Here is a 26,887-nt window from a genome sequence, read left to right on the forward strand (position 1 = left end):
CCTTTTTTAGCGAATTACCAGGTTTGGGTGGCCTTGAACTGTTCGATGCCTTCTTTGATACCGGCTTCGATTTCGTCGTTGTAGTCACCCTTCTCGTTGATCTTATCCATCAACGCTTTCTGTTCGCTGTTCATATAGTCCAGCAGAGCCGCTTCAAAGGCGCCGATCTTCTCGACTTCGATACCTTTCAGGTAGCCTTCGTTGGCGGCGTACAGCACCACGCCCATTTCGGCGATGCTCATCGGGCTGTACTGGTTTTGTTTCATGAGCTCGGTAACCGCCTGACCATGCTCCAGCTGTTCGCGAGTAGCGTCATCCAGGTCGGAAGCGAACTGGGCGAAGGCCGCCAGTTCACGATACTGAGCCAGTGCCAGACGAATACCGCCGCCCAGCTTCTTGATGATCTTGGTCTGGGCCGCGCCGCCCACACGGGATACGGACACACCCGCGTTCATCGCCGGGCGGATGCCGGAGTTGAACAGGTCGGTTTCCAGGAAGATCTGACCGTCGGTGATGGAGATCACGTTGGTCGGTACGAACGCGGAAACGTCACCACCCTGGGTTTCAATGATCGGCAGCGCGGTCAGGGAACCGGTCTTGCCTTTCACTTCACCGTTGGTGAATTTTTCCACGTATTCTTCGTTTACCTTGGCGGCGCGCTCCAGCAGACGGGAGTGCAGGTAGAACACGTCACCAGGATAAGCTTCACGGCCCGGCGGGCGACGCAGCAGCAGGGAGATCTGACGATACGCCCAGGCCTGCTTGGTCAGGTCATCATAGACGATCAGGGCATCTTCACCGCGATCACGGAAGTATTCGCCCATGGCGCAACCGGCGAACGGCGCCAGGAACTGCATGGAAGCCGGATCGGAGGCGGAAGCCGCCACCACGATGGTGTTTTCCATCGCTCCATGTTCTTCCAGTTTGCGCACCACGTTGGCGATGGTGGACTGCTTCTGACCAACCGCGACATAGACACAGCGAACGCCGGAATCTCTCTGGTTGATGATGGCATCCACCGCCACAGCGGTCTTACCAATCTGACGGTCACCGATGATCAGCTCACGCTGACCACGGCCAATCGGCACCATGGAGTCGATGGACTTATAACCGGTCTGCACCGGTTCGTTCACCTCTTTCCGCCAGATAACGCCGGGGGCTACTTTTTCCACCGCGTCGGTCTGGGCCGCATTGATCGGGCCCTTGCCATCGATCGGGTTACCCAGGGCATCCACCACGCGACCCAGCAGTTCCGGACCGGTGGGTACTTCCAGAATACGGCCAGTACAACGGACCTTCTGGCCTTCGGCCAACCCCAGGTAATCACCCAGGACCACGGCACCGACTGAGTCCTGCTCAAGGTTAAGGGCCATGCCGTAGATGCCGCCTTCAAACTCGATCATCTCACCGAACATCACGTCGGCAAGACCATGAATGCGCACAATACCATCGGATACGGATACCACCGTACCTTCGTTGCGTGCCTCGGTGGAGGTATCAAGTTTTTCAATGCGGGACTTGATAATCTCGCTGATTTCGGACGGGTTGAGTTGCTGCATCTCTAGTCCCTCAAACTCAAGAGTTCAGTTGCTCTGCCAGACGGTTCAGTCGGCCACGCACACTGCCATCAATTACGGTATCACCGGCTCGAACCAGCACGCCGCCGATCAGGGCGGGGTCCACGGAAGTGCTGATTTTCACTTCGCCGCCGAGACGTCTTTTCAGAGCATCGACCAGTCGGCTGATATCGGCGTCTTCCATCTCGTAAGCGGAGATGAGTTCCACATCCGTGAACGCTTGCTGTTCGGCCAGCAGTTCGTGGAATAACGCCAAAATCAGCGGCAGAAGCGACAGGCGCTTGTAGCGCGCCAGTTGGGCAATGAAATTACGGCCGCTCTCGTCCAACACATCGCCGCAAACCTGGGCAAAAGCGTCGACTTTAGCGGCGTCGTCCAGTTGGGGCCGATCCAGAAAGGCGCGCATGGTGGCGTCCTGCGCCACAGCCGCCATCGTGGTCAGCATCTGTTCCCACTTGTCCAGGACCCCTGCTTCCTTAGCGTACAAAAAAGCCGCTTTGGCGTAGGGGCGTGCGATGGTGGTCAATTCAGCCATGGTTTACCCGTTTACTCAGAGTTCAGCCGCCAACTGGTCCAGAAGCTGCTTGTGAGTGTCGCGGTTGATTTCACCACCGAGAACTTTCTCGGCGCCGTTCAACGCCAGTGCGGACACTTCCTTACGCAGCTGCTCGCGAGCCTGATTGACTTCCTGCTCAATCTCAGACTGGGCTTTGGCAATCAGACGCTCACCTTCGGTGCGGGCCTGATCTTTCGCTTCTTCCACAATCTGATTTGCTCGGCGGTTGGCCTGTTCAATGATTTCGGCCGCCTTCTCTTTTGCTTCCTTGAGATTGGCCGTCGCTTTTTCCTGAGCCAGCTCCAGATCACGCTCGGCGCGATCAGCGGCACTCAGGCCTTCGGCGATCTTCTGTTTTCGTTCTTCCAGCGCCCGTGAAATGGGCGGCCAGACGAACTTCATGCAGAAGGCGACGAACAGAGCGAACCAGATGGCCTGGCCGATCAGTGTCAGGTTGATATTCATTGCGCCTCCTTAAATCGGGTGCGGCAGCAATCGATTTAAGCCGCAAACATCAGATACATACCCAGTACCACTGCGATAATCGGCACGGCGTCCAACAGACCAGCGATGATGAACATGCGGGTTTGCAGCATCGGACCCAGCTCGGGCTGACGCGCAACGGATTCCAGGAACCGACCGCCCATCAGACCAAAGCCGATACCGGCGCCCAGTGCGGCCAGACCAGCCATGATGCCAGCAGCGAGAAGGTTGATATCTTCCATCATTACACTCCCGTTAAGTGCTTTTCAGTTAAGGTAAAAACAGTGCTTAGTGCTCTTCGGTCGCCATGCTCAGATAAACGATGGTCAACACCATGAAGATGAAGGCCTGCAGCGTGATAACCAGAATGTGGAACACCGCCCAGGGCCAGGCACCCACCGCCTGCCAGGTACCCAGCATGGCGGCGGCAAGAATAAAGACGAACTCACCAGCATACATGTTGCCGAACAACCGCATGCCCAGAGAGACCGGTTTGGCCAGCAGGGATACCGTTTCCAATACAAGGTTGATCGGAATCAGAATCACCATGGCCAGCTTGTTCGGAGCGCTGAAGGGATGCAGGGCCAATTCACCGATGAAGCCACCGATGCCCTTCGACCTCAGGCTGTAGAAAATAATCAGGAAAAACACCGTGATCGACATGGACAGAGTGATGTTCGGGTCCGTGGTCGGCACGATCTTGAAGTAGGCTTGATGCGCGTCCCAACCGGCGAAGGTCACCATGACCCATTCAAAGGTCTTGGGAACAAAATCCACCGGGATCAGGTCCATCAGGTTCATCAGGAAGACCCAGCAGAAGATCACCAGGGACAGAGGGGCGATCAGCTTGCTCTTGCCGTGGAACGAGTCACGCACCTGAGTGTCGATGAAACCGATGATGACTTCGACGAAATTCATGAAGCCGGACGGCACGCCGGCACTGGCCTTGCGGGCGCCCAGCCAGAACAGGAAACACATCAGAATGCCGAGACCGCCGGACCAGGCCAGAGAGTCCACATGGAACGCCATGAAGCCCATATCAACGGCTTCCTGGCCATTACAGGCAAAGGTCCAGGTGGATTCGGTCAGCGTTTGTTCATGACCATGGCAGGTACGTTCATAGCCGGCGGGCAATTGGCCATAGGTGAGGTTGCCCAAATGGTGCTTGATATACTCGCCGGTGGAGCTCGCTGCCATATCGATACCTACCTAGTCGTCAGTCTAGTCGTCTTGCCCGTCCCGCTCCGCTCCCAGGCGGCGATCCAGGCGCATCACCTGAATCCATCCGACAATCTGCGTCAGCAGAAACCCCAGAAGCAGGACCGTTACATTCCTGAACTCGCGCGAAAGCCGCACTTCGGCGAAGGTCAGCCCGAAGAGCGCGAGCATTATCAAAACTTTTCCGGCTTCGCCCCGTATGGCGGCACCCGCCATACGGTCGGGCTTGATATTGCCCGGATGAAGCCATACCTGGTAGCCACCCCAGGCGTATGCGATCAGGCTGATGGCCGAGCCCCAGGCTGCAAACAAGCCCGCGGTGGCATCCGCCAGCACCGTGGTCAGTATGGCGACAATCACCAAAGTGATGATTTGGGCGCGCATCAAACCCCAGAACAGTGTTCTGCGGGCTCGTAAGTCGAAACTGGTCACCGTGCTCCCGTGTTTGGCTACTGGTGAAAAATGCGATTCACCAGGCGAAGGTCGCGGGTACCCCCTGATCTTGGCGCGGGAAGTATATGGGGAAGGTTATCCGGTATCAACCGGCTGAGCGCGATAGTTTGGCCCAATTTGATAAAAAAGAGCCCAAAAAACAGACGGTTGCTCTTTCGTATACAAATAGGCTTTATTCGTATCCACCCAGGACTTGCAAAGCGTCCTCCTTTTTCAACCAAACGTCAAGTTACTTGATGTGGGACAAGATCCCGTCAAGTTCGTCCAGATTGTTGTAGCTGATCACCAGCTTGCCTTTTCCTCCCGAGCCCTGCTGGATTTGCACCGGCGCACCGAGACGATCGGACAGATCGGTGATCAGAGAGCGGACATTGGGATCTTCCCTTTTCGGCGCCGGTTTGGCCGGCTTCTGTTTCTCGAATTCCCTTACCAGCACTTCGGTTTGGCGCACCGAAAGCCCTTTGGCCACCACCACGCGGGCCGCTTCCACCTGCTTGTCCCCTCCGAGCGCCAGCAGCGCCCGGGCGTGCCCCATTTCCAGGTCACCGTGCTCAAGCAGCTTCTTCACATCCGCTTCCAGCGTCATCAGACGCAGCAGATTGGTAACCATGGCACGGGATTTCCCCACGGCATCCGCCACTTGCTGGTGGGTCAGGCCAAACTCATCCTTGAGCCGTGACAACGCCAGCGCCTCTTCCATCGGATTGAGGTTTTCACGCTGGATGTTCTCGATCAGCGACATGGCGATGGCGGCTTCATCCGGCACCTCACGGATCACCGCGGGAATGGAGTCCAGTTCCGCCATTTGCGCGGCACGCCAGCGGCGCTCACCGGCGATGATTTCGTAACGATTCTCGCTTAGTGGACGCACCACGATAGGCTGCATCACGCCCTGAGCCCGGATCGACTCCGCCAATTCCTCGAGAGCGTCGGCGGACATGTCCTTGCGCGGCTGGTAACGGCCTCGCTGCATGAACTCCACCGGCAGATGGCGCAGCTCCCCATCCCGGGGCGGACGTTGTTCCTGAGCAGGCTCAGCCGGGCTGGCCGCGGCGCCGACGGCGACTTCTTCCTGATGTTGCTGATAGCTCGCACTGGTGCTGAGCAGGGCATCGAGTCCTTTGCTGAGACCGCGTTTACGCTTTGCCGCCATGATTCAAACTCGCTCATGTTCGGTTGCGGTGGCGCTGCGCCACCGGAGATTATCGCCCGACGTCACTGCCTTCACGGCGTCTCGGGGGGCTGCTGGGAGGGTGCCGTCGATGCCACCGTCTGCTCGCGCCGCAGGATTTCACCGGCCAGCGCCAGATAGCTTACCGCACCCCGGGATTTGGGGTCATAGGTGATCACCGGCGCGCCGTGGCTGGGCGCCTCCGCCAAACGCACATTGCGTGGAATGATGGTGCGATAGACCTTGTCACCAAAGTGACTGATCAGCTGATTGGAAACGTCGTTGGAAAGGCTGTTGCGCGGGTCATACATGGTCCGCAACAGGCCGCCTATATGCAGCTTCGGATTCAGTACCGAGCGGATCTTCTCGATGGTGTTCATCAACGAGGTCAGCCCCTCCAGCGCATAGTACTCACACTGGATCGGCACGATAACGGAGTCCGCCGCCGCCAGGGAATTCACGGTCAGCATGTTCAGCGACGGCGGGCAGTCGATAATGATGTAGTCATAGCGGTCACGGATTCCGACCAGCGCGTCGCGCAGCCGGTACTCCTTGCTGTCCAGTTCCAGCAACTGCACTTCCGCGGCGGTCAGATCACCGTTGGCGGCCACCAGATCGAAGCCGGACTCTTCCGGCGTGATCACGATGGCCTCGGCCATATCAGCTTCGCCGAGCAGCACGTCCAATATGGTGTATTCCGGTTCGTGCTTGTCGACGCCGGCGCCACTGGTGGCGTTCCCCTGCGGGTCGATATCCACCAGCAGCACCTTCTTGCGGGTAGCCGCCAACGACGCCGCCAGATTGACGCTACTGGTGGTCTTGCCGACCCCGCCCTTTTGGTTGGCAATGGCAAAAACGGTGGTCACGACGCTCCCTCTCATTGGCGACGCGCGTCATTGGCGACGCACGATCAACAACACCCTTGATTCCGCCAAACCGGGCACGCTCAGGGTTTCGCGTTGCACCCGCCAGCAGGCTGGCAGGGCTGCCATCTCCTGATCGGCGGCGGCGGCTTTCATCGCCAATAACCGGACATCGCCCTGCATCAGGGGTCCGAGTAACTCCAACATGTCCGGCAAGGCGGCGAAAGCGCGGCTGATAATCTGTGATGGAGCCTTACGGTACTGTTCCACGCGGGCGTGCACAACCTCCACGTTATGCAAACCCAGCTCCCGTCGCGCCTGACGGATGAAACGGAGTTTCTTGCCATTGCTGTCCAGCAGCACGAAGGACTGGTCCGGACGGGCCAGGGCCAGAGGGATACCGGGCAGCCCGGCACCGGTGCCCACATCCAGGGTGTCCACCGGTTCCACATGGGGCAACACTGCCAGGGAATCGAGCAGGTGGCGAGTGACCATCTCCGCTGGATCGCGCACGGCGGTAAGATTGTAGGCACGATTCCAGCGCACCAGCAGATCCCGATAGAGCAACAGGCGCTCCTGTTGCTCCCGGTCCAGGTCGATATTCAGTTCGGCCAGCCCCCGCGCCAGCCGCTGTTGATCTTCGGTCATGCCTGGCGGGCCGCCCGGTGCTGGTGCTTTTTCAGGTAGATCAACAACAGGGAAATGGCCGCCGGCGTCACGCCGGGAATACGGCCGGCCTGGCCGATGGTTTCCGGGCGGACCTCGGCGAGCTTCTGCTTGACCTCATTGGACAACCCCTGCACCTGGCCGAAGTCGAAGTCCGCCGGCAAACGCTGATGCTCGGCGGCGCGCAGCCGGGCTATCTCCGCTTCCTGACGGTCGATGTAACCCGCGTATTTGGCGAGGATTTCCATCTGCTCCACCACCGGCGGGGCCTCCGGTTCCAGCCCCATCGCCCCGATCAGGGCGTGGTAGTCGATTTCCGGGCGCTTGAGCAGATCCAGCAGGTTGTACTCGTGGGGCAGCGGCTTATCCACCAGGGCATTGATGCTGTCCGCCGCCGCCGTTCCGGGGCGCACCCAGGTAGCGCTCAGGCGCGCTTGTTCGCGCGCCATCCCCTCACGCTTGTCGTTGTAGGCGGCCCAGCGCTCATCGTCCACCAGCCCCAGCTCGCGGCCTTTCCCGGTCAAACGCAGGTCGGCGTTATCCTCACGCAGTAACAGGCGGTATTCGGCGCGGCTGGTGAACATACGGTACGGCTCGCGGGTGCCCATGGTGATCAGATCGTCCACCAGTACGCCCAGGTAGGCTTCGTCCCGGCGCGGCGTCCACGGCGCTTTCTCCTGGCTCATCAGGGCCGCGTTCAGACCCGCCAGCAAGCCCTGGGCACCGGCTTCTTCATACCCGGTGGTGCCATTGATCTGGCCGGCGAAGAACAACCCCGGCATGTGCTTGGTCTCCAGGCTGTGCTTAAGATCCTGGGGATTGAAGAAATCGTACTCAATGGCGTAGCCCGGCCGGGTGATGTGGGCGTTCTCGAACCCGCGGATGGAACGTACCGCCGCCAGCTGGATATCGAACGGCAAACTGGTGGAAATGCCGTTGGGGTACAGCTCATGGGTGTTCAGCCCTTCCGGCTCCACGAACACCTGGTGGCTGGTCTTGTCCGGATAGCGATTGACCTTGTCTTCCACGGACGGGCAATAGCGCGGCCCCACGCCTTCGATAACGCCGGCGAACATCGGGCTGCGATCAAAGCCGGAGCGAATAATCTCGTGGGTGCGCTCGTTGGTATGGGTGACATGACAACACACCTGGCGCGGATGGTCCTCCACCCTGCCCAGGTAGCTCATTACCGGCGTCGGGCTGTCACCCCACTGTTCCTCCATCACGGAGAAGTCCACGCTTCTGCCGTCAATACGCGGCGGCGTGCCGGTTTTCAGCCGGTCGACACGGAACGGCAGCTCACGCAGCCGGCGGGCCAGAGCATTGGAGGGCTGATCGCCGGCCCGGCCGCCCTGATGGTTTTCCATCCCCACATGGATGACCCCGCCGAGAAAAGTCCCCGCGGTCAGCACCACGGCATCGGCGTGGAAACGCAATCCCATGTTGGTCACCACGCCCACACAGCGGCCTTGCTCGACGATCAGATCATCGGCGGCCTGCTGGAACAGTGTGAGATGCGGCTGATTCTCCAGAGCATGGCGGATAGCGGCTTTATAAAGGATGCGATCGGCCTGGGCCCGAGTGGCGCGCACCGCCGGCCCCTTGCGGGCATTAAGCACCCGGAACTGGATGCCGGCCTGATCGGTGGCGCGGGCCATGGCCCCGCCCAGGGCATCGATTTCCCGCACCAGATGGCTCTTGCCGATGCCGCCAATGGCCGGATTGCAACTCATCTGACCCAGAGTCTCGATATTATGGGTGAGCAAAAGGGTTTCCACGCCCATGCGCGCCGCCGCCAGGGCTGCTTCGGTGCCGGCGTGGCCACCGCCAATCACGATCACGCCAAATCGCTGGGGAAAATCCATGGAAATATCTCGCTCAGAGTGCTGTACCCGATCAGGGCTGTGCAAAATATGATCAGTCCGGGCGCGCTAGTATAGTGCCGTGGGAATTAAATGAAAGGCCCACCGGTCTGTTATGATGAACCAGACCTACCATTCTCCTTTATATTCCAGGAGTGCATTTGGATTCGTTGAATCTGTATCTGCTGATCGGCACCGGGCTGATGTTCATCGGGCTGCTTTTGGGCTCTCTGAGCACCCGCATCGGCGTGCCGTCCCTGTTGATGTTCCTGCTGGTGGGGATGGCCGCCGGTGAGGACGGCATCGGCGGTATCCAATTCGATGACCTCTCCACCGCTTACGTCATCAGTAACATCGCCCTGGCGGTCATCCTCATGGACGGCGGCCTGCGCACCCGCATGGACACCTTTCGCCTGGCTCTGAAGCCGGCGCTGTCCCTGGCCAGCCTCGGTGTGGCCATCTCCGCCGCCCTGGTCGGCGCCTTCACCACCTGGCTGATGGGCGTGGACTGGCGCCTGGGGCTGCTGCTGGGCGGCATTATCGGCTCAACCGACGCGGCGGCGGTATTCAGTGTGATCAAAGGCGCCGGGGTCAACATCAATGAGCGGGTGGCCAGCACCCTGGAGATCGAATCCGGTCTCAACGACCCGATGGCCATCTTCATCACCCTGATGCTGGTGGGTGTGCTGGTGGAGCCGGACGCCACCTTTGGTTTCAACATGATCCTGACCCTGATCCAGCAGTTTGGCCTGGGCGCGATCATCGGACTGGGGCTGGGCGCGGTACTCAGCGAAATCCTGCTGCGGGTGCGCAGTAACGAGGGTCTGCACGCCTTGCTGCTGTGCAGCGGCGGCGCCATGGTGTTCGCACTCACCAACCTTGCCGGCGGCAGCGGCTTCCTGGCGATTTATCTCACCGGCCTGGTCACCGGTAACCGGCGTGGCGGTACCGGGGACAACGTGTTGCGCTCCATGGACAGCATGGCCTGGCTGGCCCAATCCGGCATGTTTCTGATGCTGGGTCTGCTGATCACGCCATCGGAGCTGGGCCAGCACCTGCTGCCGGCCCTGATGGTGGCCTTGTTCCTGATGCTGGTGGCGCGGCCAGTGTCGGTGTGGGTGAGCCTGATCCCCTTTATCTTCACCTGGCGTGAGAAACTGTTCATCGCCTGGACCGGCCTGCGCGGGGCGGTGCCCATTGTCCTGGCGGTGTTCCCGCTGTTGGCCGGCGTGGGTGAAACCCGTCTGCTGTTTGATATCACCCTGGTGGTGGTGTTGATCTCGCTGTTGGCCCAGGGAGCCAGCCTGCGCTACATGGCACGATTGTTGAAAGTCTCGGTACCAGCGACAGCGGCGCCGAAGCAGATGGTGCCCATGGCGCATTCCGCCAACCGCTATCTGATGCAATTCGAGGTGGAAGAAGGCGCCAAAGCCCAGGGCCAGCGGCTTGGCACCATCACCACCCAGCGTATCACCCCGGTTCTGATCATTCGGGACAAGGCTTTCCTCAATCTGTCCGAGGATCCGCAAATCGAGGCCGGGGACATGGTCAGTTGGCTGGCGCCGCTGAGTGAACAGGACTATCTGTCGGACATGTGCCACAAGATCACCGTGGCGGAAAGACGCTATTTCGGCGACTTCATCGTGCGCGGCAGCGTACCGGTGGATCAGTTGGTGGCGGTATACGGTATCCATGAGCTGGAGGAGCGCCTGAAAGGCATGACCGTGGAAGCGGCCTTCGAGGATCGTTTCGGCCAACATGCCGTGGTGGGCGACACCCTTAAACTGGGCGGCCTGAGATTGCGCGCCCGCACCGTGGAAAAAGGGCGGGTGATCATGGCGGGCATCAAACTGCCGCAATAATTCACTGTAAAAATCAGGGATCGCAGGCCCTGTTTTGCGTTCAAGCGAGCAAAAGCCCAGGAGGGATTCGATGCGATTTTCTGGACACCGGGTTTTGATCACCGGCGCCGGGGCCGGCATTGGCCGGCTGATGGCGGAACGGATGGCCGGCCGTGGGGCGGAGGTGATCGTCACCGCCCGCCGCATCGACGCCGCCCGCGAGGTGGTGAAACATATCGCCAACGCTGGCGGCACCGCCCACGCCTATGCCCTGGATGTGGGGAAGATCAGCTCGATCACCACCTTGCGCGACAAGATCCATGAGGAAGTCGGGCCGCTGACCATGCTGATCAACAATGCTGGCGTGGTGTTCGGCGGCGAATTCGAGAAAGTTTCCCTGGATCAGCATTTGCAGACCTTCAAGGTCAACAGCGAAGGCCTGATGGCTTGCACCCATGCCTTTCTTGACGATCTGATACAGGCACGGCGCGGCCATCTGGTGAATATCGCCAGCGCCTCCGCCTTCATCGGCCTGCCCTACGGCAGCAGCTATGCCGCCAGCAAATGGGCGGTGGTGGGTTTCTCCGAATCGTTACGCCTGGAACTGGCCGAACGCGGCCTGCGTAATGTGAAAGTCACCACGGTCTGCCCCAGTTACATCGCCACGGGTATGTTCAAAGGGGTAAAAACCCCATTGTTCTCCCCCATGCTGACACCGGACAAGGTGGTCTCCAGCATTCTCAAGGGCATCGCCGCCGGTGAGCCCTTCGTGATCGAGCCGCCCATGGCCCGTTCCGTGGAGCTGCTCAAAGGCGTGCTGCCGCGCCGCCTCTGGGATCAGGTAGCCAAATACACCGGCGTTTCCACGTCCATGTACAGCTGGAAGGGAAAGCACGACTGATCCGCTCCGGCCAGCTTCCCTCAGGGGGGTCTACGAAGGCTCTGTAGGAGCTTGCCCTGCAAGCGAATCGGGCTGAACTCCGAAAAAATTCGCTTGCGGGCAAGCTCCCACAGCGGCCTTGTAGCTACCCCTTTCCGCGATTTGGTGCATAAACGTTCCCTCAAGACTCCTCACCTATTTACCCTAAAGCCGCCCCTCACACGCCTTCCCGTCAATGTCTGTCAACGACTGTTCGCCAACAATGCGGCATCCGGCCCGTTTGCCAACCGAAGGTGTGTTTATGCCGAGTTACAAGGCTCCCCTGCGCGATACGCGCTTTTTGATGAATGAAGTGTTTGATTTCGAAAGCCACTACAAGACGCTGCCCAACGGGGAAGAAGCCACCCCGGACATGGTGGAAGCGATCCTGTCGGAGATGGCCAAGCTGTGCGAGAACACCGTTGCCCCGCTGTATCAGAGCGGCGATGAGGAAGGTTGCCGCCTCGAGAACGGGCAGGTGTTCACCCCCAAAGGCTACCCCGAGGCTTATCGCGAATTCGTCGCTGGAGGCTGGCAAGGCCTGAGCCATCCGGTGGAGTACGGCGGCCAGGGCCTGCCCATGTCCCTGGGCCTGATCAAGCATGAAATGCTCGGCACCGCCAACTGGTCCTTCGCCATGTACCCGGGCCTGTCCCTGGGGGCGATGAACACTATCCAGATGCACGGTACCGACGAGCAGAAAGAAACCTATCTGACCAAGCTGACCGAAGGCACCTGGGCCGGCACCATGTGCCTGACCGAGCCGCAATGCGGCACCGACCTGGGGCAAGTGAAAACCAAGGCCGAGCCCCGGGAAGACGGTTCCTACAAGATCACCGGCACCAAGATTTTCATCTCCTCCGGTGACCACGATCTCACCGAGAACATCGTCCACATCGTACTGGCGCGCCTGCCGGATGCCCCCGCCGGCACCAAGGGTATTTCGCTGTTCATCGTACCCAAGTATCTGCCGGGCCAGATCGGCGAGGACAACGGCGTGAGCTGTGGTGCCCTGGAGAAGAAAATGGGTATCAAGGCCTCCGCCACCTGCGTGATGAACTTCGACCAGGCCACCGGGTTCCTGATCGGCCCGCCCAATCAGGGCCTGGAGTGTATGTTCACCTTCATGAACAGCGCCCGTGTCGGCACCGCGATTCAAGGTGTGGCCCACGCCGAACGCGCCTATCAGGCCTCCCTGCCCTACGCCAAGGAACGTCGCTCCATGCGCGCCCTGTCCGGTAAAAAAGACCCGGAACAGGTAGCCGATGCTCTGATTCATCATGGCGACGTGCGCCGCATGCTGCTCAAGCAGAAAGCCTATGCCGAAGGCGGCCGCGCCATGGCGTACTTCACCGCCATGTACGCGGACCATATGATCGCCGGCATGCTGGAAAACGATCAGAAGAAGTACGACAAGTGGGACAGCGAATTGGGCTTTCTCACCCCGATCCTGAAAGGCTTCCTCACTGAAAAAGGCCTGGAAGCCGCCAACGAAGCCATGCAGGTATTCGGCGGCCACGGCTATATCAAGGAACATGGCATCGAGCAGATCGCCCGGGACGCGCGCATCTCCACCTTGTACGAAGGCACCACCGGCATCCAGGCACTGGATCTGCTTGGCCGCAAAGTGCTGCTGACCAGCCGCGGCAAATGTGTGCGCAGCTTCTCCAAGAACCTGGTGGACTTCGGGCGGCAGAACCTCAAGGACGCCAAACTGCGCCCCTACGCCTGGAAGCTGCTGAAAATCGCCGCCGAATGGAACTATCTGACCACCCGCATCATGCTGGCCGCCACCAAGGACCGGGACATCGTCTCCACCGCCAGTTATGACTACCTGATGTACTCGGGCTACGCCATGATGGCGTACTTCTGGGCCCTGCAGGCCGCCACCGCCCGCGACAAGCTGGAGAACGGAGGTAATGAGCCGGCGGAGTTCTACAAGGCGAAGCTGGCCACCGCGGAGTTCTATTTCGATCGCCTGCTGCCCGCCGCCAAAGGCCATGCCGACGCGGCGCTCAAACCCACTCGCAGCACCATGCAGATGAGCGCGGAGCACTTCTCGTTCGACTACGAGTAAGCGTTCTCACACCACTAATCGCGGTCGATCGACCGCTCCCACGGGGGACTGGTGCTGTCCCCGTGGGAGCGGTCCTCCGCATATAGGAAAGAGCCGCGATGATCTTTCAATCCGGCGGTGTTCGCGGTTTGCGCCATTGCCGGATTACAGCCAGTCCAGTACCTCGCCAAGGTGATCCAGCACCAGATCCGCCTGGTCCTCGAAATGTCGATTCTTCCCATTGCGCAACAATCCCGATGCCATACCGGCATTACGGGCGGCCTGGAGATCAAAGACGAAGTCCCCGACATACACCGTGGCGGCCGGCCGCAATCCGAGTTGATCAGCGATCAACAGCAAACCTTCGGGATGTGGCTTCGGAGCACAATCCTCGCGGGTCAGGATCAGGTCCACCGGCAACCCCAGCACGGCATTGGTCCGTGCCACCGCCGCCCGACTGTTACGGGTGAGGATACCCGTGGGCACGCCCTTCCGATGGAGCATCTCCAGAACGTGTTTGGCGCCGTCGATCCAGGTGGCCGCCGCCGCCCCTTCCATTTCATGGCGATCAATCACCGTACTCGCCCAAGCTGCCTGCTCCGGGTCTTCCAGGGTGGCCAGGTGCTCAAGCACACCAATGCCTTCAGGAAACCCCAGTTCCAGCCGCAAAGCGGCGAAATCCAGCCGGGTATCCACCAAGGTCCCGTCCAGATCGAACAACACCGCCGCGAACGGTCCCTTAGGCATACAGCGAATTCCCCAGGAAGCGCGGATTCCCAATAATCCGACATGGCAACATGCCGGATTATTGGTGTCTCGGCGAACGCTGTAAACCAACCCGTGCCGGCGTCACCTAACGGTGAATCCGGCGGCGCAGGCCAGCCAGCAACGCCAGGGTGATCAGGCCACCGAGGGCACCGCCGCCTGAGCTGCCGGAATCATCCTCATCGCCGGGCTCGGGTTCCGGCTGGGGCTCCTCACCACCATCCAGGGCCAGGTCCACCCACACCGGGTCATGGTCGCTGGCGCGGTAGGCGTCGGTGGCGTAGAAGCTGTCGATCTGCCCTTCGCTCTTATATTCGGTGTTGTAATCCAGGGCGCGGGGCTCGTCGGCGTTGATGTGCCATTCACCAGCGCCCAGGATCGCGCTCTCCAGTCCCGCGTCCGCCAGTGCGTGGTCCAGATAACCGGTTTCGCCCTTATATACATAACTATAGGCGTCATCGCCGTTAAAGCGGGCCAGCAGATTCTGGTAGCCCGTCTCTTCCAGTGCACGGATCGGATCTTCCTTGGCGTAAGCATTGAGGTCACCAATGATCAGGGTACCGGCGGCGGCTTCCTCCAGACCAGTGGGGTTGTTCGCCAACCAGTCAGCAAGCATCCGCGCGGACTCGGTGCGCAGCGAATTCCAGCAACCCTGGCCGTGTTCCGCGTTGGCGTCGTCGTTGTCCTCTGCTTTGGGACAGCTGCCCTTGGACTTGAGATGGTTCACCGACACCGTGACCACTTCCCCGCTGTTGAGATGACGGAAGCTCATCGCCAGCGGTTGCCGGCTTTTATCGGTGAAAGGCCCGCCTTCGAGCGTGGCCGGCTGGCCCACCGGTTCCACCACATCGGTGCGGTAGAGCAAACCAACGGCGATGACGTCGGTGCCCAGCCGCTCCAGCCCCGGGTCAACAAAGGCCCAGGACGTTCCCAAAGCCTCGGTCAGTTCGGCGATGGCGGAGTCGTTACCGTAGCCGTCGTTCTCGATTTCCATCAGGCCGATGACGTCAGCATCCAGTTGCGACAGGGCGGTGAGAATTTTCGCTTTTTGCCGTTCGAATTCGGCTGGATTGTTGGCGCCCCGGTAGTCTGGATCATCAAACCCGCCGCCATTACCGTCACCGTTGAAGAAGTTCAGTACGTTGAACGCCGCCACCCGCAGGTTGCTGCCGGCGGTGCGGGCAGGCGCTTGCGGGCGCGGATTGGCGGCTTCGATCTGTACCGATACCGGCTGGATGCGCCAGTCATTGAAGCCGTAGCTGACAATGCCTTCCAATCCGGTAACGGTGTCCCCGACCCGCAAGGTATTGGTGGCGGACAGGCCACCTTCGGGATAAATCACCGTAGCGGGATTCTCGTCATTGCTGCCATCGTCCAGCAGGATCCGGTTGAGGGCGTTGATTTCGGCCACGGCGTCCGCGGCTTCTCCGGGTTCGGCCGCGTGGGTGGGAATCATGCGGCGACCGTGGCTGAGCATCACCGAGCCGTAGCGGGCCAGATCATAGACTTCACTCACCGTCAGGGTTTGATCGCTCACCACCCACATGCCTTCCAGGGCTTCCAGCTGATCCGGCGCGGTCAACGGCAGGGTCAGTGTCGCCGGCGTCACTTCCACCTGATCGGCGCACACTGCACCCTCGTTCCAGGCAATCTGTGTCTGACCGTAGTACTCACTGATGGCGCCACTAACGCGGATCTGATTGCCCGACTGTACCGAAACCTCGTTATTACCGGTATAGACGAACAGGCCTTCGGAGGTCAGCTCATCCCCATCCCGGTCGCCGTTGTCCTCGATCACGAAGAAGCCGCTGAGGTCCGGGAAGACCGCGGTGACCACCGCTTCCACCACGTGGGCCTCGCCGATCAGCGGGGAGGCGTCTCCCTGCCCCTGGATTTGCGAGATCAGGGTGGCGGGATCACCGCAGCTGCCGAGTTCCACCATCGGAGGTTCTTCTTCCGTTACTTCTTCTCCGGGCAGGCCCAGACCGCTGAAGTCGTTAATGTCGGAGACGACCCATTGATCCGCTGGGTTGAAGGCGTCATCAATGACGGTGTCTCCGCTGGTCACGGTTGCCATGCGCCGCAGGGTACGGTCCTTGGTGGTGACGTCGCCGTTGGTCCAGGCGTCTCCGGGGTCCTCGCCGACCCGGCCGAAGCTGTCCACCACGACATCGCCGTTGAACAGTACGTAGGCGTCGTCACCGTTGTGGTTGATGGTGTCGCTGGGTAGATCGCCTTTACTGATCAACTCGCTGTCGGCTCTGGAATCATCAGTGATGATGACCAGGACTTCCCCGGCTTCCAGCACCCCCTCCAGCGTTTGGGAGCGCGAGGCCGTAACACCACCATTGGAATACAGTTCAAGACGATAGCCATCCAGGCTGACGGCGCTGCCGCCATTGTTGTATAGCTCCAGGGCTTTATTGTATCCACCGCCCTCGACGTACTCGCTGATCAGCACATCCCCGTGGGCGAGCGGTCCCACCAGGGCGCAGGCAGGGATCAATGAAAGGCGCGTCATTCCAGACTCCCAAAATTTTTGCCCCAGGCTGGCTTATGGGTGTGACCGTTCGGTGGCATGAAGATGGCAGGAATATTGCACCTTTTTAGTACAGAGAGTGAGGGTGCAGAGAACGGATCACACCGCCAGTATGGGGTGTCATGATAGGGCGTGCCCGACCGGCTCGATCTTTGATCGCGCCGGGTCTGGATTTTAGGGCACTATCAACTATTGCCAGGCAGATAAGCGTTAACCGCATAACAAAGGGGATGGCATGAAATCACTGAGTCCCGTGGACCAGCTCTTTCTGTGGCTGGAAAAGCGCCAGCAACCCATGCATGTGGCCGGGTTGCAGTTGTTCTCGTTTCCCGAGGATGCCGGGCCCAAGTACGTCAGCGAACTGGCCCAGTCGATCCGCGACTATTGCTGTCCCGAGCCCCCGTTCAATCAGCGTCTGACCCGCCGTTTCGGCCAGTATTTCTGGACCGAGGACAAGCAGTTCGACATCGATCACCACTTCCGCCACGAGGCGCTGCCCAAACCGGGCCGAATTCGTGAACTGTTGTCACTGGTGTCCGCCGAACACTCCAACCTGCTGGACCGGGAACGGCCACTGTGGGAGGCCCATCTGATCGAAGGGATTCGCGGACGCCAGTTTGCCCTCTACACCAAGGTGCACCATTCCGTGGTCGACGGTATCTCCGCCATGCGCATGGGCATGCGGGCGCTGTCCAAGGATCCGCATGAGCGGGACCTGCCGCCAGTGTGGGCCTATAAACCCGAGAAAAAACAACGCTCTCTGCCCAGCAATCCGGTGGACGCCATGAGCAGTCTGGCGCGCCTGACCGCCGGCGTGAGCAAGCAGGTGGCCACGGTGCCGGCGCTGGCGCGGGAACTGTATAAGGTCAGCCAGAAAGCCAAGACCGACCCGAACTACGTGTCCATCTTCCAGGCGCCGGATACCATGCTGAACCAGTGCATCACCGGCTCCCGTCGTTTCGCCGCGCAAAGTTTTGCCCTGCCTCGTCTGCGCAAGCTGGCCGGCACTTTCAACTGCACCATCAACGATCTGGTATTGAGCATGTGCGGCCATGCACTGCGTGAATATCTGATCGGCCAGAACGCCCTGCCGGACCAGCCGCTGATCGCCATGGTGCCACTCTCCCTGCGCAAGGATGACAGCGCCGGCGGCAATCAGATTGCCCTGATTCTGGCCAATCTCGGCACCCATGTGTGTGATCCGGCCAACCGCCTGCGTATCGTCCAGGCCTCGGTGAAAGACGCCAAACGGCGCTTTGCCCAAATGAGCCCGGAGGAAATTCTCAATTTCACCGCCCTGAGCATGACCCCCACCGGTCTCAACCTGCTCACCGGGCTTGCACCAAAATGGCGCGCTTTCAATGTGATTATCTCCAATGTCCCCGGACCGCGGGAGCCGTTGTATTGGAATGGCGCCCGCTTGCGCGGCATGTACCCGGTATCGGTGGTACTGGATCGGATCGCCCTCAATATCACCCTGACCAGCTATCAGGATCAGCTGGAATTCGGCCTGATCGCCTGCCGCCGGACTCTGCCCTCCATGCAGCGCCTGCTGGATTATCTGGAAAATTCGGTACGGGAACTGGAGATCGCCGCCGGTTTCAAATAGAAACCGGCCCGGCCCCGATTGCGGACCATATTCCCGCCACGAGCCACGGTTACAAAAAAATCGGTGGTGCCGGCTAGAAAAGGGGAGTAGAGTCGGAAGTGCTGCAGATTCAGGCAGTGGTGGTTTGTTTTGGTAGTTGCCTTCCCCCGCGCGAAGCTGAGAAGTCTCCGAACACCCTCCTCCGGTTTGCAAGCAAAACCCTATGTAAAGTTTTGAGGTATAGATTCACATGGCTACTGGTACCGTTAAATGGTTCAACGAGTCCAAGGGGTTCGGTTTCATCTCCCAGGACGACGGTGGTGCGGACGTATTCGTTCACTTCAGCGCGATCCAAGGCTCCGGGTTCCGTACCCTGGCTGAAGGTCAGAAAGTTTCCTTCGATATCCAGCAGGGCCCGAAAGGCCCGCAGGCAGCTAACGTAGAAGCCGGCTAAGGCTTCTTAGTACGCTGGAAAGCCCCGCCTCGCGCGGGGTTTTCATATTAAGGACTCAGGGCGACGGCGAAAGCCGGACCGTCGGATTCTTCTTTTTTATCTCCCAACCTCCCTTTTGCTCCGGACAACCTGTCCGCCGCGGCAACTTGACGGCCTCGCCACGTCTCCCTGTATTACGACGACAATCGACAAAGCCAGGCAGAGACCATGACGATTACCCTGTATGGCGGTGAAGTCAGCTACTTCACTGGCAAAGTCCGCGCCTACCTGCGCTGGGCGGATCTTCCGTTCGAGGAAGTGATCGCCAGTGCCGACGTTTACAGACAGGTGATTCTCCCCTCCGTGGGCGTACCAGTGATTCCGGTACTGCGCACCCAAAGCGGCGAGATCCTGCAAGACACCACTGTGATCATCGATACCCTGGACCGGGATCGCGCCAACGGCCCGCCTTCCGTCTATCCCGCCACCCCGATTCGCAAGCTGGTCGCACTGATGCTGGAAACCTACGGGGATGAATGGCTGGTGATCCCCGCCATGCACTACCGTTGGCACTATGATCGCGAATGGGCAATGGGCGAATTCGGCGCCCTCAATGCGCCTCAGGCGTCCGCCGAAGAGCAGTTCAAGATTGGCGGCAAGCTGGCCGTGCCTTTCTCCAACGCCGCGTCACTGTTGGGCGCCACACCGGACATGATGGACGCGGTGGAAACTGCCTACGAAGCCCTGCTGGCGGAGTTGGATGCCCATTTCGCCTCGTCACCAGCCCTGCTTGGAGCCCAGGCCACCATGGCCGACTTCGGCCTGATCGGTCCGCTCTATGCCCATCTCTATCGCGATCCCACACCCGGTGAGCTAATGCGTCGGCGGGCACCGAACGTGACACGCTGGGTGGAGGAGCTGCAGTTTCAGCCCCAGCGATTGAGGCAACCGCTGGACGATGGCGATGACATCCCCGCCACGCTGCTGCCGATTCTGCGCCGTATGGCCCGGGAACAGTTGCCGCCTTTGGTGGACGCCGCCGGCAAGGTCAGCGCCTGGATGGTGGAACATCCCGGCGAGCCTCTGCCCCGGACCCTGGGCAAGCACGGGTTTGAACTGGAAGGCCGCCACGGAGAAAGAATCCTGCGTCCCTATAGTCTGTGGATGGTGCAGCGGATTCGCGATCACCTGAAGGGGATGGAGCCAGCGGCCCGGGAACAGGCCGATGCCTTTTTACGTTCGATTGGCGCCGACGCCTTGATTGATTTTCCAGACCCGCCAAGACTGGCCCGGGACAAATTGTCCGTACGACCAGCCGGGGGTTGAAGGCCGCCGAATCGCTCGTCCGTACAAGCGGCGACAGCCCTGCCTTTAGCGGATCAGACCACGCCCTGGCGCAGCATCGCCTCCGCCACCCGCACGAAGCCGGCCACACTGGCGCCCTGGACATAATCCGGGCGCTTGCCCTGGCCACCATATTCCAGGCACTTATGGTGGATGCGCGACATGATGTCGTGCAGACGCCGATCCACTTCTTCACGGCTCCAGGGATGACGCAGGCTGTTCTGACTCATCTCCAGACCGCTTACCGCCACACCGCCGGCGTTGGCGGCCTTGCCGGGTCCGTAACCGACACCGTGGCTCACTAAATGGGCAATCGCCTCCGTGGTGGTGGGCATATTGGCGCCCTCCGCCACCCAGCGGCAGCCATTTTCCACCAGAACACGGGCGTCCTGTTCATCCAGTTCATTCTGGGTTGCACAGGGCAAGGCGATGTCACAGGGGAACCGCCAGGGCTTGATGCCGCTTTCGTAGGTCAGACCATCGTGGTGCTCCGGCAGTTGATGGAGGCGACCACCTTCCTCCTGGATCCGATCAAGGGTCTCCAGATGTTCCTGAGTCAGCCCGTTGGGAGCATGCAAGGCACCGCGGGAGTCGGACAAAGTGATGACCGTGGCGCCTTCCGCCAACGCCTTCTCCGCCGCGTAGCGGGCCACGTTACCAGCGCCGGACACCGCTATCCGCCGCCCCTCCAGGGACTCTTGCTGTTCCTGAAGCATGTATTGTAGGAAATACACCAACCCATAGCCGGTGGCTTCGGTACGCAGCAGGCTGCCACCGAAGACCGGCGATTTGCCGGTGATGGCACCGCTGTCATGGGAGCGGTTCAGTTTCCGGTACATACCAAACAAGTAGCCGATTTCCCGGGCCCCGACACCAATATCTCCGGCCGGGACGTCGACATCGGAACCGATATGATCGAACAGTTCCGCCATAAAGGCCTGGCAGAATCGCATGATCTCGCCATCGGAACGGCCATGGGGGTCAAAATCCGCTCCCCCTTTACCAGACCCCAGGGGCAGGTCGGTTAACGCATTCTTGATGGTCTGTTCCAGAGCCAGGAAACGCAGGACATCGAGATTTACCGACGGATGGAAGCGCAATCCGCCTTTATAAGGGCCGAGAGAACCGTTCATTTGCACACGAAAACCACGGTTCACCTGCACCCTCCCCTGATCATCCACCCAGGGAACACGGAAAATGATCACCCGCTCCGGCTCCAGCAGACGCGCGAACAAACTCGGATCCGCGTAGCGAGGCTGGTTCCGCAGGAACGGCGCCAACCCTTCAAGCAGACCACTGGCCGCCTGGTGGAAGTAGGTTTGATGGGGATCTTTTTCCCGCAGTCCATTGATCAGGGTATCGATGTCTATAGTCAAAGCCGTCTCCTTTTATTCAGGCAATACTTGATCCAATCGTTGTTTTCGACGCCGCCAGTCCGGCATGCGTCTATCCATAAGGTCATGGAATTGCGGTCCATGATGAGCGTACTCCAAGTGACAAAGTTCGTGCATTACCACGTAATCGATCACCTCAAGGTCGTAGCGCATCAGCGCCAGGTTCAGGTTGATGTACCCCCGCTGGGACAAAGATCCCCAGCGAGTGCGCATTTTCTTGATCCTCAATACCGGTAATTCATGGCCACGGGCCGCGAACCAGTGGAATTGCCGTTCGATACTGTGCTGGAACTGGTCGCGCGCCTGTCGCCGCCACCAGGCTTCCACGGCTTCCCTGACCGTCTCCTCCAACGCCGGCGGCGGCACCGCCACGGTCAGAATATCCCCTTCCAGCTCCACCCGGGGTCTGGCCGCATGGGTAACCCGCAACCGCACCGGGCGGCCCAGGTGCGGCACGGTATCACCTTCCCGCCAATGCTGGCGAGGCCGGGCGCGCCAATAGGCCTGCTGGCGCCGGATCCAGTCCCGGTGTTCGTGCACGAAGTCATCGATGTGCCGGCGGCCGAGACGTAACGGCGCGCGGACTTCGACCTGGCCATCGGCCGCCACTCGTAAAGCCAGTGTACGTCGCTTGGAGCGAACCAGTTGATAATCCATGCGGGTTACCTGGAGATATCCGGTGCGGGACGGGGCCGGATCAGCGATCCGTTTCCCGCCGCATTTGCGACGCCAGCTGCTGAGCCACCGCGTCCGCCGGGCGGGCGTAGGGGGCCAGCCACAGATAGAGCACGGGAATAATGAACAGGGTCAGCACAGTGGCGAACAACAGGCCACCGAGAATCACCACCCCTATGGTCATGCGGCTTTCCGCTCCGGCACCGGTGGCCAGCACCAGGGGGACCGCGCCAAAGATGGTGGAAATACCCGTCATCAATACGGGCCGGAAGCGTAGAATAGCACCTTGATAGACCGCCTCACGTACCGCCAGCCCCTGGTCGCGCAGCTGATTGGCGAATTCGACGATAAGAATACCATTCTTGGCCATCAGTCCCACCAGCATCACCATACCGATCTGACTGTAGATATTCAGGCTGTTGCCGGTCACACGCAACGCCAGAATGGCGCCGGCGATCGCCAGGGGCACCGTCAGCATAATGATCAGCGGATGGATCCAGCTTTCGAATTGCGCCGCCAATACCAGGAAGACGATCACCAGAGCCAGCAGGAACGTGATCAGGATTGCCGCGGAAGCCTCGGTGAATTCCTGGGCGACACCTTTATAGCTCAGGCGCGCTTCCAGCGGCAGGCTTTCCTGAACGGTCCGTTCGATGAAATCCAGCGCGCTGCCCAGATCATAGCCGGGGGCCAGATTCGCCGACAACGTCACCGCCGGCAGACGGTCCAGCCTTCTCAGCTCCGGCGCCGCCCCCAGGGTGCGCAGCTCCACCAGAGCGGACAGCGGAACCAGAGCGCCAGCGGCGGTGCGAACATAGACCGCGTTAACGTCATCCGGAATACGCGCATCCTGTTCCCGCGCTTCCAGCAGGACGTCGTACTCGCGGCCACGATCGATATAGGTCGACGCGGTCAGGGTGGCGAACATGGCTTGCAGGGTCTGGCCCACTTCGGCGGCGGAAATGCCGAAGTCCGCGGCCCGGTCCCGATTGATCACCACTTCAACCTGGGGCTGGGTTTCCTCGTAATCCGTGTCCACGCTCAACAGTTGAGGATTGGCGGCCATGGCGGCGCGCAGGGTCTCGCTCCAGCCCACCACGGATTCGTAATCCTGCCCCCCGATCACCACCTCCAGCTCCTGATCGAAGCCGCTCTGCCCCAGCCCCGGCGGGTTGACGGCAAACACCCGCAGGCCGGGCACAGTGGTGACTTCGCCACGGATGTCGTTAACGATGTCCTGCTGGCTCCGGTTCCGCCCCTCCCAGGGCTCCAGCCGCACGATGCTGAAACCGCGCTCGACCTGGCCGCGGAAACCGACAATGGATAACACCCGAACCGCCAGCCCATCCTCGATCAGGGGCAGCAGTTTTTCTTCCACTTTCTGGATATGGTGACTGGCATAGGCGGTGCTGGATCCCTGCGGGGCATTCGCCGACACGATGAACACGCCCCGGTCTTCCGTGGGGGCCAGTTCCCGGGATAACTGGCTGAAGACCAGCCCCGCCGCCACGCAAATCAACACCGCGATCACCACAACGGGGGCGGGTCGCTTCAGGGTTTTTCCCAGCCGCGTTCCGTAAGCCCGGTTCAGCCCATTCAGCGCCCGGTTGAGCAGGTTGCTCTGTTCCTGCTTTTCCTCTTCCGGGGTATGCGCGTGCAGCCAGCGGGAACACAGCATGGGGGCCAGGGACAACGCCACTATGCTGGAAATGATCACCGCCACCGCCAAGGTAAAACCAAATTCACCGAACAGGCGCCCGACATCCCCGCCCATGAAAGAAATAGGCACGAATACCGCCACCAGAGTGGCGGTGGTGGCGATAACCGCGAAGGCCACCTGACGGGCTCCCAGGAAGGCCGCCACCAGACGGCTCTCGCCTTCATCAATGCGCCGCTGGATATTTTCCAGCATGACAATGGCGTCATCCACCACCAGGCCGATGGCCAGAATCAGCGCCAACAACGTCAGCACATTGATGGAAAATCCGAGAATTCCCAGGCCAATAAACGCCCCCACGATGGACACCGGGATAGTGACCGCCGGAATCAGCGTGGCGCGCAAATTTCCCAGGAAAACGAAAATCACCAGGATCACCAGCGTCACGCTCATCGCCAGGGTCACCAGCACTTCCTTGATGGACGCGCGGATAAACAGGGATTCGTCGTGATTCACGTCCAGGCGGATGTCATCGGGCAGGTTATTGCGCACCGCCTCGATTTCTTCGCGGACATTGTTGGAAACGGTGACCGTGTTGGCCTTGGATTGGCGCACCACCCCGAGCCCAATGGCGGTCTGGCCGTTGGCGCGCAACACGGTGTCGTCGTTCTCCACGCCCAGCGCCACCCGCGCCACATCCCCCAACCGCAACAGATAATCACCCTGGCGGTGCACCACCATGTGGTTGAACTCTTCCACCGAGCCGAGCCGGCTGTCGGCGCGAACGGTAAAACTGCGGCTGTCGGAATCCAGGCGGCCGGCCGGTAATTCCACGTTGTTGGCGCGCAAAGCGTTATAGATGTCGGTGACAGTGACATCGTTGGCGGCCATGCGCTGGCGATCCAGCCATACCCGCATGGCATAGCGGCGTTCACCACCGATGATGACTTCGGAAACCCCGCCCAGAACAGCGAAACGGTCCACCAGGGAACGTTCGGCGAAATCCGTCAGCTCTTGTGGCGCCAGGCTGTCACTGCTGAGCGTGACCCACATGATAGGCCGGGCATCAGCGTCGGTCTTGGCGATCACCGGCGCTTCCGCTTCCTCCGGCAGACGATTAAGCACCCGCGACACCGCGTCGCGGACATCGTTGGCGGCGACGTCCAAATCCCGGTCCAGGTTGAATTCCACCGAGGTGCGAGCGGACCCCCGGCGGGAACGGGATTCAATGCGGCGCACGCCTTCCACGCCGGCGATGGCCCCTTCGATGACCTGAATGATCTGAGTATCGATGACCTCCGGCGCCGCCCCCGGGTACTCCACCGCCACCGATACCTCGGGGGGATCGATATCCGGATATTCCCGCACCGGCAGCTTCATCAAGGCGCTGATGCCGAACACCACGATCAGCAGACTGATCACGGTGGCGAACACCGGACGCTTGATGGAGACATCGCTGAGGATCATCAGGCACTGGTCTCCAGCAGAACCCGCTGAGACGGCAGCAGCGCCCCCTCATCCTCGACCACTTTCACCGGCGCGCCGCTGCCAAGCCGGCTGTGCCCGTTAACGATCACCGCGTCGTCATCGCTGAGTCCCTGTACCACTTCAACCCAGCCATCCCGGCGCCCGCCCAGCTCCACCGGCAACCGCAGAGCGGTGTCGTCCTCAGCCACCACGAACACGAAGTTCTGCGCGCCCTGGGCGACAATCGCCTGTTCCGGAACCAGCAGGGCCTGATGCTGACTGAGCAGGATATCGATTTGCAGCAGTTGCCCCGGCCGCAGCAGCCCATCACTGTTGTCCAGACTGCCTTTCACCGACAACGTCCGGCTGGAGGCGTTGACGCGGGAGTCCAACAACGTGACCTTGCCCTGGAAAAGGCGCTCCGGATAGCTGTCGCTGGACACCATCAATACCAGCCCCGGCTTCACCCGGGCCAGATAGCGCTCCGGCACCTCGAAGGTCACTTCCAGATTACGCACGCTATCCAGGGTGACCACCGGCGTACCCGGCTGCAGATAAGCACCGGGGTCGACCTGGCGCAACCCCACCACGCCTTCGAAAGGCGCGCGGATCTTATGCTTTTCATAGGTGGCCTGGGCCACCCGCAAAGCCGCCCGGGCCGCTTCCATGCCGTTCTTGAGGTTGTCCACCTCGGCCTGGGAAATGGCACGGCTGTCGATCAGACGGGAAGCACGCTGGTAATCGGACAGCGCCCGCTGGTATTCAGCGCGCAGCCGGTCCCGCTCACCTTCGGCCTGGCGATCATCCAGCTCCACCAGCAGGTCTCCGGCGTCAACGGCCTGCCCTTCCTGAAAATGCACTTGCATCACCCGGCCTTCCACCTCCGCGGACAGTACCACGGCGCGGGTGGCACGGGCGTTGCCCACCACTTCCACTTTTTCCGTCAGAGGACGTACCAGAGCCGAAATCACATTGACCGTGGTCGCCGGCCGGGCTCCGGTGGCCGCCGGCTCTTCAGCCCGCCACCACCAGAACAGCGCAACCGCCGCCACGACTATCACCACCACAAAGGCGCCCACACGCACCATCTTGTTCTCCGAGCAACAACGCCGTCACGGAGAGAACCGTGACCGGGCCGGCTCCCATAAAAAAATCAGGCAACCGAAGGTACCGGCACTGCCACGGGCCGGTAAGAAAGGATTGTTCTGTATTCCCTAATGATCGCCCTTGGCCTTCCAAGGCTTGAGCGTTATTCCGTGGATCGGACCCGGGAACCCGCCCGGGGTTCAAAGGCACTTACATTTGATACAACAGACCACGGAGTATGACACTGCATTGTGCAGTCATTATGTGACAGGGG

22 protein-coding genes are annotated in these 26,887 nt (G+C 60.6%); 6 read left to right on the forward strand and 16 right to left on the reverse strand.

The genetic code is table 11. The features are described 5' to 3' along the window. Positions 1-14 precede the first annotated feature (14 nt). The 10 genes from atpA to mnmG all read right to left on the reverse strand — a co-directional run bounded on the left by atpA (position 15) and on the right by mnmG (position 8,852). Entirely contained in the window at positions 15-1,559 is a 1,545-nt protein-coding gene (atpA, locus tag RYH70_RS20745; protein WP_022997365.1) for a F0F1 ATP synthase subunit alpha, read from the reverse strand. A gap of 16 nt (positions 1,560-1,575) precedes the next feature. Further along, on the reverse strand, positions 1,576-2,112 hold the full coding sequence (locus tag RYH70_RS20750; protein WP_022997366.1) for a F0F1 ATP synthase subunit delta: 537 nt from the start codon (positions 2,110-2,112) through the stop codon (positions 1,576-1,578). Between the two features lie 15 nt (positions 2,113-2,127). Beyond that, complete coding sequence (locus RYH70_RS20755; protein ID WP_022997367.1) at positions 2,128-2,598, reverse strand: F0F1 ATP synthase subunit B; 471 nt, start codon at positions 2,596-2,598, stop codon at positions 2,128-2,130. A 35-nt stretch (positions 2,599-2,633) separates the two neighbouring features. Then, positions 2,634-2,861: a F0F1 ATP synthase subunit C gene (gene atpE / locus RYH70_RS20760; protein ID WP_014996732.1), complete on the reverse strand. Its 228-nt coding sequence runs from the start codon at positions 2,859-2,861 to the stop codon at positions 2,634-2,636. 43 nt (positions 2,862-2,904) lie between these two features. Beyond that, complete coding sequence (atpB, locus tag RYH70_RS20765; RefSeq protein WP_097058864.1) at positions 2,905-3,813, reverse strand: F0F1 ATP synthase subunit A; 909 nt, start codon at positions 3,811-3,813, stop codon at positions 2,905-2,907. Positions 3,814-3,837: 24 nt separating this feature from the next. Next, complete coding sequence (locus tag RYH70_RS20770) at positions 3,838-4,266, reverse strand: ATP synthase subunit I (protein WP_022997370.1); 429 nt, start codon at positions 4,264-4,266, stop codon at positions 3,838-3,840. Between the two features lie 250 nt (positions 4,267-4,516). After that, entirely contained in the window at positions 4,517-5,440 is a 924-nt protein-coding gene (locus RYH70_RS20775; protein ID WP_022997371.1) for a ParB/RepB/Spo0J family partition protein, read from the reverse strand. 71 nt (positions 5,441-5,511) lie between these two features. After that, entirely contained in the window at positions 5,512-6,324 is an 813-nt protein-coding gene (locus tag RYH70_RS20780) for a ParA family protein (protein WP_022997372.1), read from the reverse strand. A 27-nt stretch (positions 6,325-6,351) separates the two neighbouring features. Continuing rightward, positions 6,352-6,969, reverse strand: a complete 618-nt coding sequence (gene rsmG, locus RYH70_RS20785) for a 16S rRNA (guanine(527)-N(7))-methyltransferase RsmG (RefSeq protein WP_022997373.1) — start codon at positions 6,967-6,969, stop codon at positions 6,352-6,354. Further along, positions 6,966-8,852, reverse strand: a complete 1,887-nt coding sequence (gene mnmG / locus RYH70_RS20790) for a tRNA uridine-5-carboxymethylaminomethyl(34) synthesis enzyme MnmG (protein ID WP_080531805.1) — start codon at positions 8,850-8,852, stop codon at positions 6,966-6,968. Before mnmG ends, rsmG begins: the two co-directional genes overlap by 4 nt. Before the next feature lie 152 nt (positions 8,853-9,004). On the opposite strand from mnmG, the gene RYH70_RS20795 reads away from it, so the two are divergent. The 3 genes from RYH70_RS20795 to RYH70_RS20805 all read left to right on the forward strand — a co-directional run bounded on the left by RYH70_RS20795 (position 9,005) and on the right by RYH70_RS20805 (position 13,686). After that, entirely contained in the window at positions 9,005-10,711 is a 1,707-nt protein-coding gene (locus tag RYH70_RS20795) for a potassium/proton antiporter (protein WP_316309162.1), read from the forward strand. A gap of 70 nt (positions 10,712-10,781) precedes the next feature. Further along, complete coding sequence (locus tag RYH70_RS20800; protein WP_316309163.1) at positions 10,782-11,591, forward strand: SDR family NAD(P)-dependent oxidoreductase; 810 nt, start codon at positions 10,782-10,784, stop codon at positions 11,589-11,591. 280 nt (positions 11,592-11,871) lie between these two features. Next, positions 11,872-13,686: an acyl-CoA dehydrogenase C-terminal domain-containing protein gene (locus RYH70_RS20805; RefSeq protein ID WP_022997377.1), complete on the forward strand. Its 1,815-nt coding sequence runs from the start codon at positions 11,872-11,874 to the stop codon at positions 13,684-13,686. Between the two features lie 144 nt (positions 13,687-13,830). On the opposite strand, the gene RYH70_RS20810 is transcribed toward RYH70_RS20805, so the two are convergent. Then, complete coding sequence (locus RYH70_RS20810) at positions 13,831-14,412, reverse strand: HAD family hydrolase (RefSeq protein WP_317009599.1); 582 nt, start codon at positions 14,410-14,412, stop codon at positions 13,831-13,833. A 106-nt stretch (positions 14,413-14,518) separates the two neighbouring features. Further along, positions 14,519-16,951, reverse strand: a complete 2,433-nt coding sequence (locus RYH70_RS20815; protein WP_317009600.1) for an ExeM/NucH family extracellular endonuclease — start codon at positions 16,949-16,951, stop codon at positions 14,519-14,521. 253 nt (positions 16,952-17,204) lie between these two features. Between RYH70_RS20815 and RYH70_RS20820 the strand changes: the two genes are divergently transcribed. The 3 genes from RYH70_RS20820 to RYH70_RS20830 all read left to right on the forward strand — a co-directional run bounded on the left by RYH70_RS20820 (position 17,205) and on the right by RYH70_RS20830 (position 20,316). Further along, positions 17,205-18,578, forward strand: a complete 1,374-nt coding sequence (locus RYH70_RS20820; protein WP_022997380.1) for a WS/DGAT/MGAT family O-acyltransferase — start codon at positions 17,205-17,207, stop codon at positions 18,576-18,578. Between the two features lie 229 nt (positions 18,579-18,807). Continuing rightward, positions 18,808-19,011: a transcription antiterminator/RNA stability regulator CspE gene (gene cspE, locus RYH70_RS20825; RefSeq protein WP_014996745.1), complete on the forward strand. Its 204-nt coding sequence runs from the start codon at positions 18,808-18,810 to the stop codon at positions 19,009-19,011. Between the two features lie 207 nt (positions 19,012-19,218). After that, on the forward strand, positions 19,219-20,316 hold the full coding sequence (locus RYH70_RS20830) for a glutathione S-transferase (RefSeq protein WP_317009601.1): 1,098 nt from the start codon (positions 19,219-19,221) through the stop codon (positions 20,314-20,316). A 53-nt stretch (positions 20,317-20,369) separates the two neighbouring features. Here RYH70_RS20830 and gdhA read toward each other — a convergent pair whose 3' ends face one another. Genes gdhA through RYH70_RS20850 form a run of 4 tightly spaced genes read right to left on the reverse strand, consistent with a single transcriptional unit; the run spans position 20,370 to position 26,615 of the window. After that, positions 20,370-21,704: an NADP-specific glutamate dehydrogenase gene (gene gdhA, locus RYH70_RS20835; protein ID WP_200866132.1), complete on the reverse strand. Its 1,335-nt coding sequence runs from the start codon at positions 21,702-21,704 to the stop codon at positions 20,370-20,372. An 18-nt stretch (positions 21,705-21,722) separates the two neighbouring features. Further along, complete coding sequence (locus tag RYH70_RS20840; protein ID WP_022997383.1) at positions 21,723-22,385, reverse strand: M48 family metallopeptidase; 663 nt, start codon at positions 22,383-22,385, stop codon at positions 21,723-21,725. 40 nt (positions 22,386-22,425) lie between these two features. Further along, the gene (locus RYH70_RS20845; RefSeq protein WP_317009602.1) at positions 22,426-25,527 is read right to left on the reverse strand and encodes an efflux RND transporter permease subunit; all 3,102 of its coding nucleotides are present in this window, start codon (positions 25,525-25,527) and stop codon (positions 22,426-22,428) included. Continuing rightward, positions 25,527-26,615 (reverse strand): efflux RND transporter periplasmic adaptor subunit, encoded by a 1,089-nt coding sequence (locus tag RYH70_RS20850; RefSeq protein ID WP_316309167.1) that lies wholly within the window; start codon positions 26,613-26,615, stop codon positions 25,527-25,529. The genes RYH70_RS20845 and RYH70_RS20850 overlap by 1 nt, the downstream gene beginning before the upstream one ends. Between the last annotated feature and the right edge of the window lie 272 nt (positions 26,616-26,887).

The sequence above is a fragment of the Alloalcanivorax xenomutans genome (assembly GCF_032810065.1).
GTDB classification, from domain to species: Bacteria; Pseudomonadota; Gammaproteobacteria; order Pseudomonadales; family Alcanivoracaceae; genus Alloalcanivorax; species Alloalcanivorax xenomutans.

Bases quoted from the DNA above. Each gene is read 5' to 3' on its own strand.
- atpA (WP_022997365.1), bottom strand. From the start codon at position 1,559: ATGCAGCAACTCAACCCGTCCGAAATCAGCGAGATTATCAAGTCCCGC.
- RYH70_RS20750 (WP_022997366.1), bottom strand. From the start codon at position 2,112: ATGGCTGAATTGACCACCATCGCACGCCCCTACGCCAAAGCGGCTTTT.
- RYH70_RS20755 (WP_022997367.1), bottom strand. From the start codon at position 2,598: ATGAATATCAACCTGACACTGATCGGCCAGGCCATCTGGTTCGCTCTG.
- atpE (WP_014996732.1), bottom strand. From the start codon at position 2,861: ATGATGGAAGATATCAACCTTCTCGCTGCTGGCATCATGGCTGGTCTG.
- atpB (WP_097058864.1), bottom strand. From the start codon at position 3,813: ATGGCAGCGAGCTCCACCGGCGAGTATATCAAGCACCATTTGGGCAAC.
- RYH70_RS20775 (WP_022997371.1), bottom strand. From the start codon at position 5,440: ATGGCGGCAAAGCGTAAACGCGGTCTCAGCAAAGGACTCGATGCCCTG.
- rsmG (WP_022997373.1), bottom strand. From the start codon at position 6,969: ATGACCGAAGATCAACAGCGGCTGGCGCGGGGGCTGGCCGAACTGAAT.
- mnmG (WP_080531805.1), bottom strand. From the start codon at position 8,852: ATGGATTTTCCCCAGCGATTTGGCGTGATCGTGATTGGCGGTGGCCAC.
- RYH70_RS20800 (WP_316309163.1), top strand. From the start codon at position 10,782: ATGCGATTTTCTGGACACCGGGTTTTGATCACCGGCGCCGGGGCCGGC.
- RYH70_RS20805 (WP_022997377.1), top strand. From the start codon at position 11,872: ATGCCGAGTTACAAGGCTCCCCTGCGCGATACGCGCTTTTTGATGAAT.
- RYH70_RS20810 (WP_317009599.1), bottom strand. From the start codon at position 14,412: ATGCCTAAGGGACCGTTCGCGGCGGTGTTGTTCGATCTGGACGGGACC.
- RYH70_RS20815 (WP_317009600.1), bottom strand. From the start codon at position 16,951: ATGACGCGCCTTTCATTGATCCCTGCCTGCGCCCTGGTGGGACCGCTC.
- RYH70_RS20820 (WP_022997380.1), top strand. From the start codon at position 17,205: ATGAAATCACTGAGTCCCGTGGACCAGCTCTTTCTGTGGCTGGAAAAG.
- cspE (WP_014996745.1), top strand. From the start codon at position 18,808: ATGGCTACTGGTACCGTTAAATGGTTCAACGAGTCCAAGGGGTTCGGT.
- RYH70_RS20830 (WP_317009601.1), top strand. From the start codon at position 19,219: ATGACGATTACCCTGTATGGCGGTGAAGTCAGCTACTTCACTGGCAAA.
- RYH70_RS20840 (WP_022997383.1), bottom strand. From the start codon at position 22,385: ATGGATTATCAACTGGTTCGCTCCAAGCGACGTACACTGGCTTTACGA.
- RYH70_RS20845 (WP_317009602.1), bottom strand. From the start codon at position 25,527: ATGATCCTCAGCGATGTCTCCATCAAGCGTCCGGTGTTCGCCACCGTG.
- RYH70_RS20850 (WP_316309167.1), bottom strand. From the start codon at position 26,615: ATGGTGCGTGTGGGCGCCTTTGTGGTGGTGATAGTCGTGGCGGCGGTT.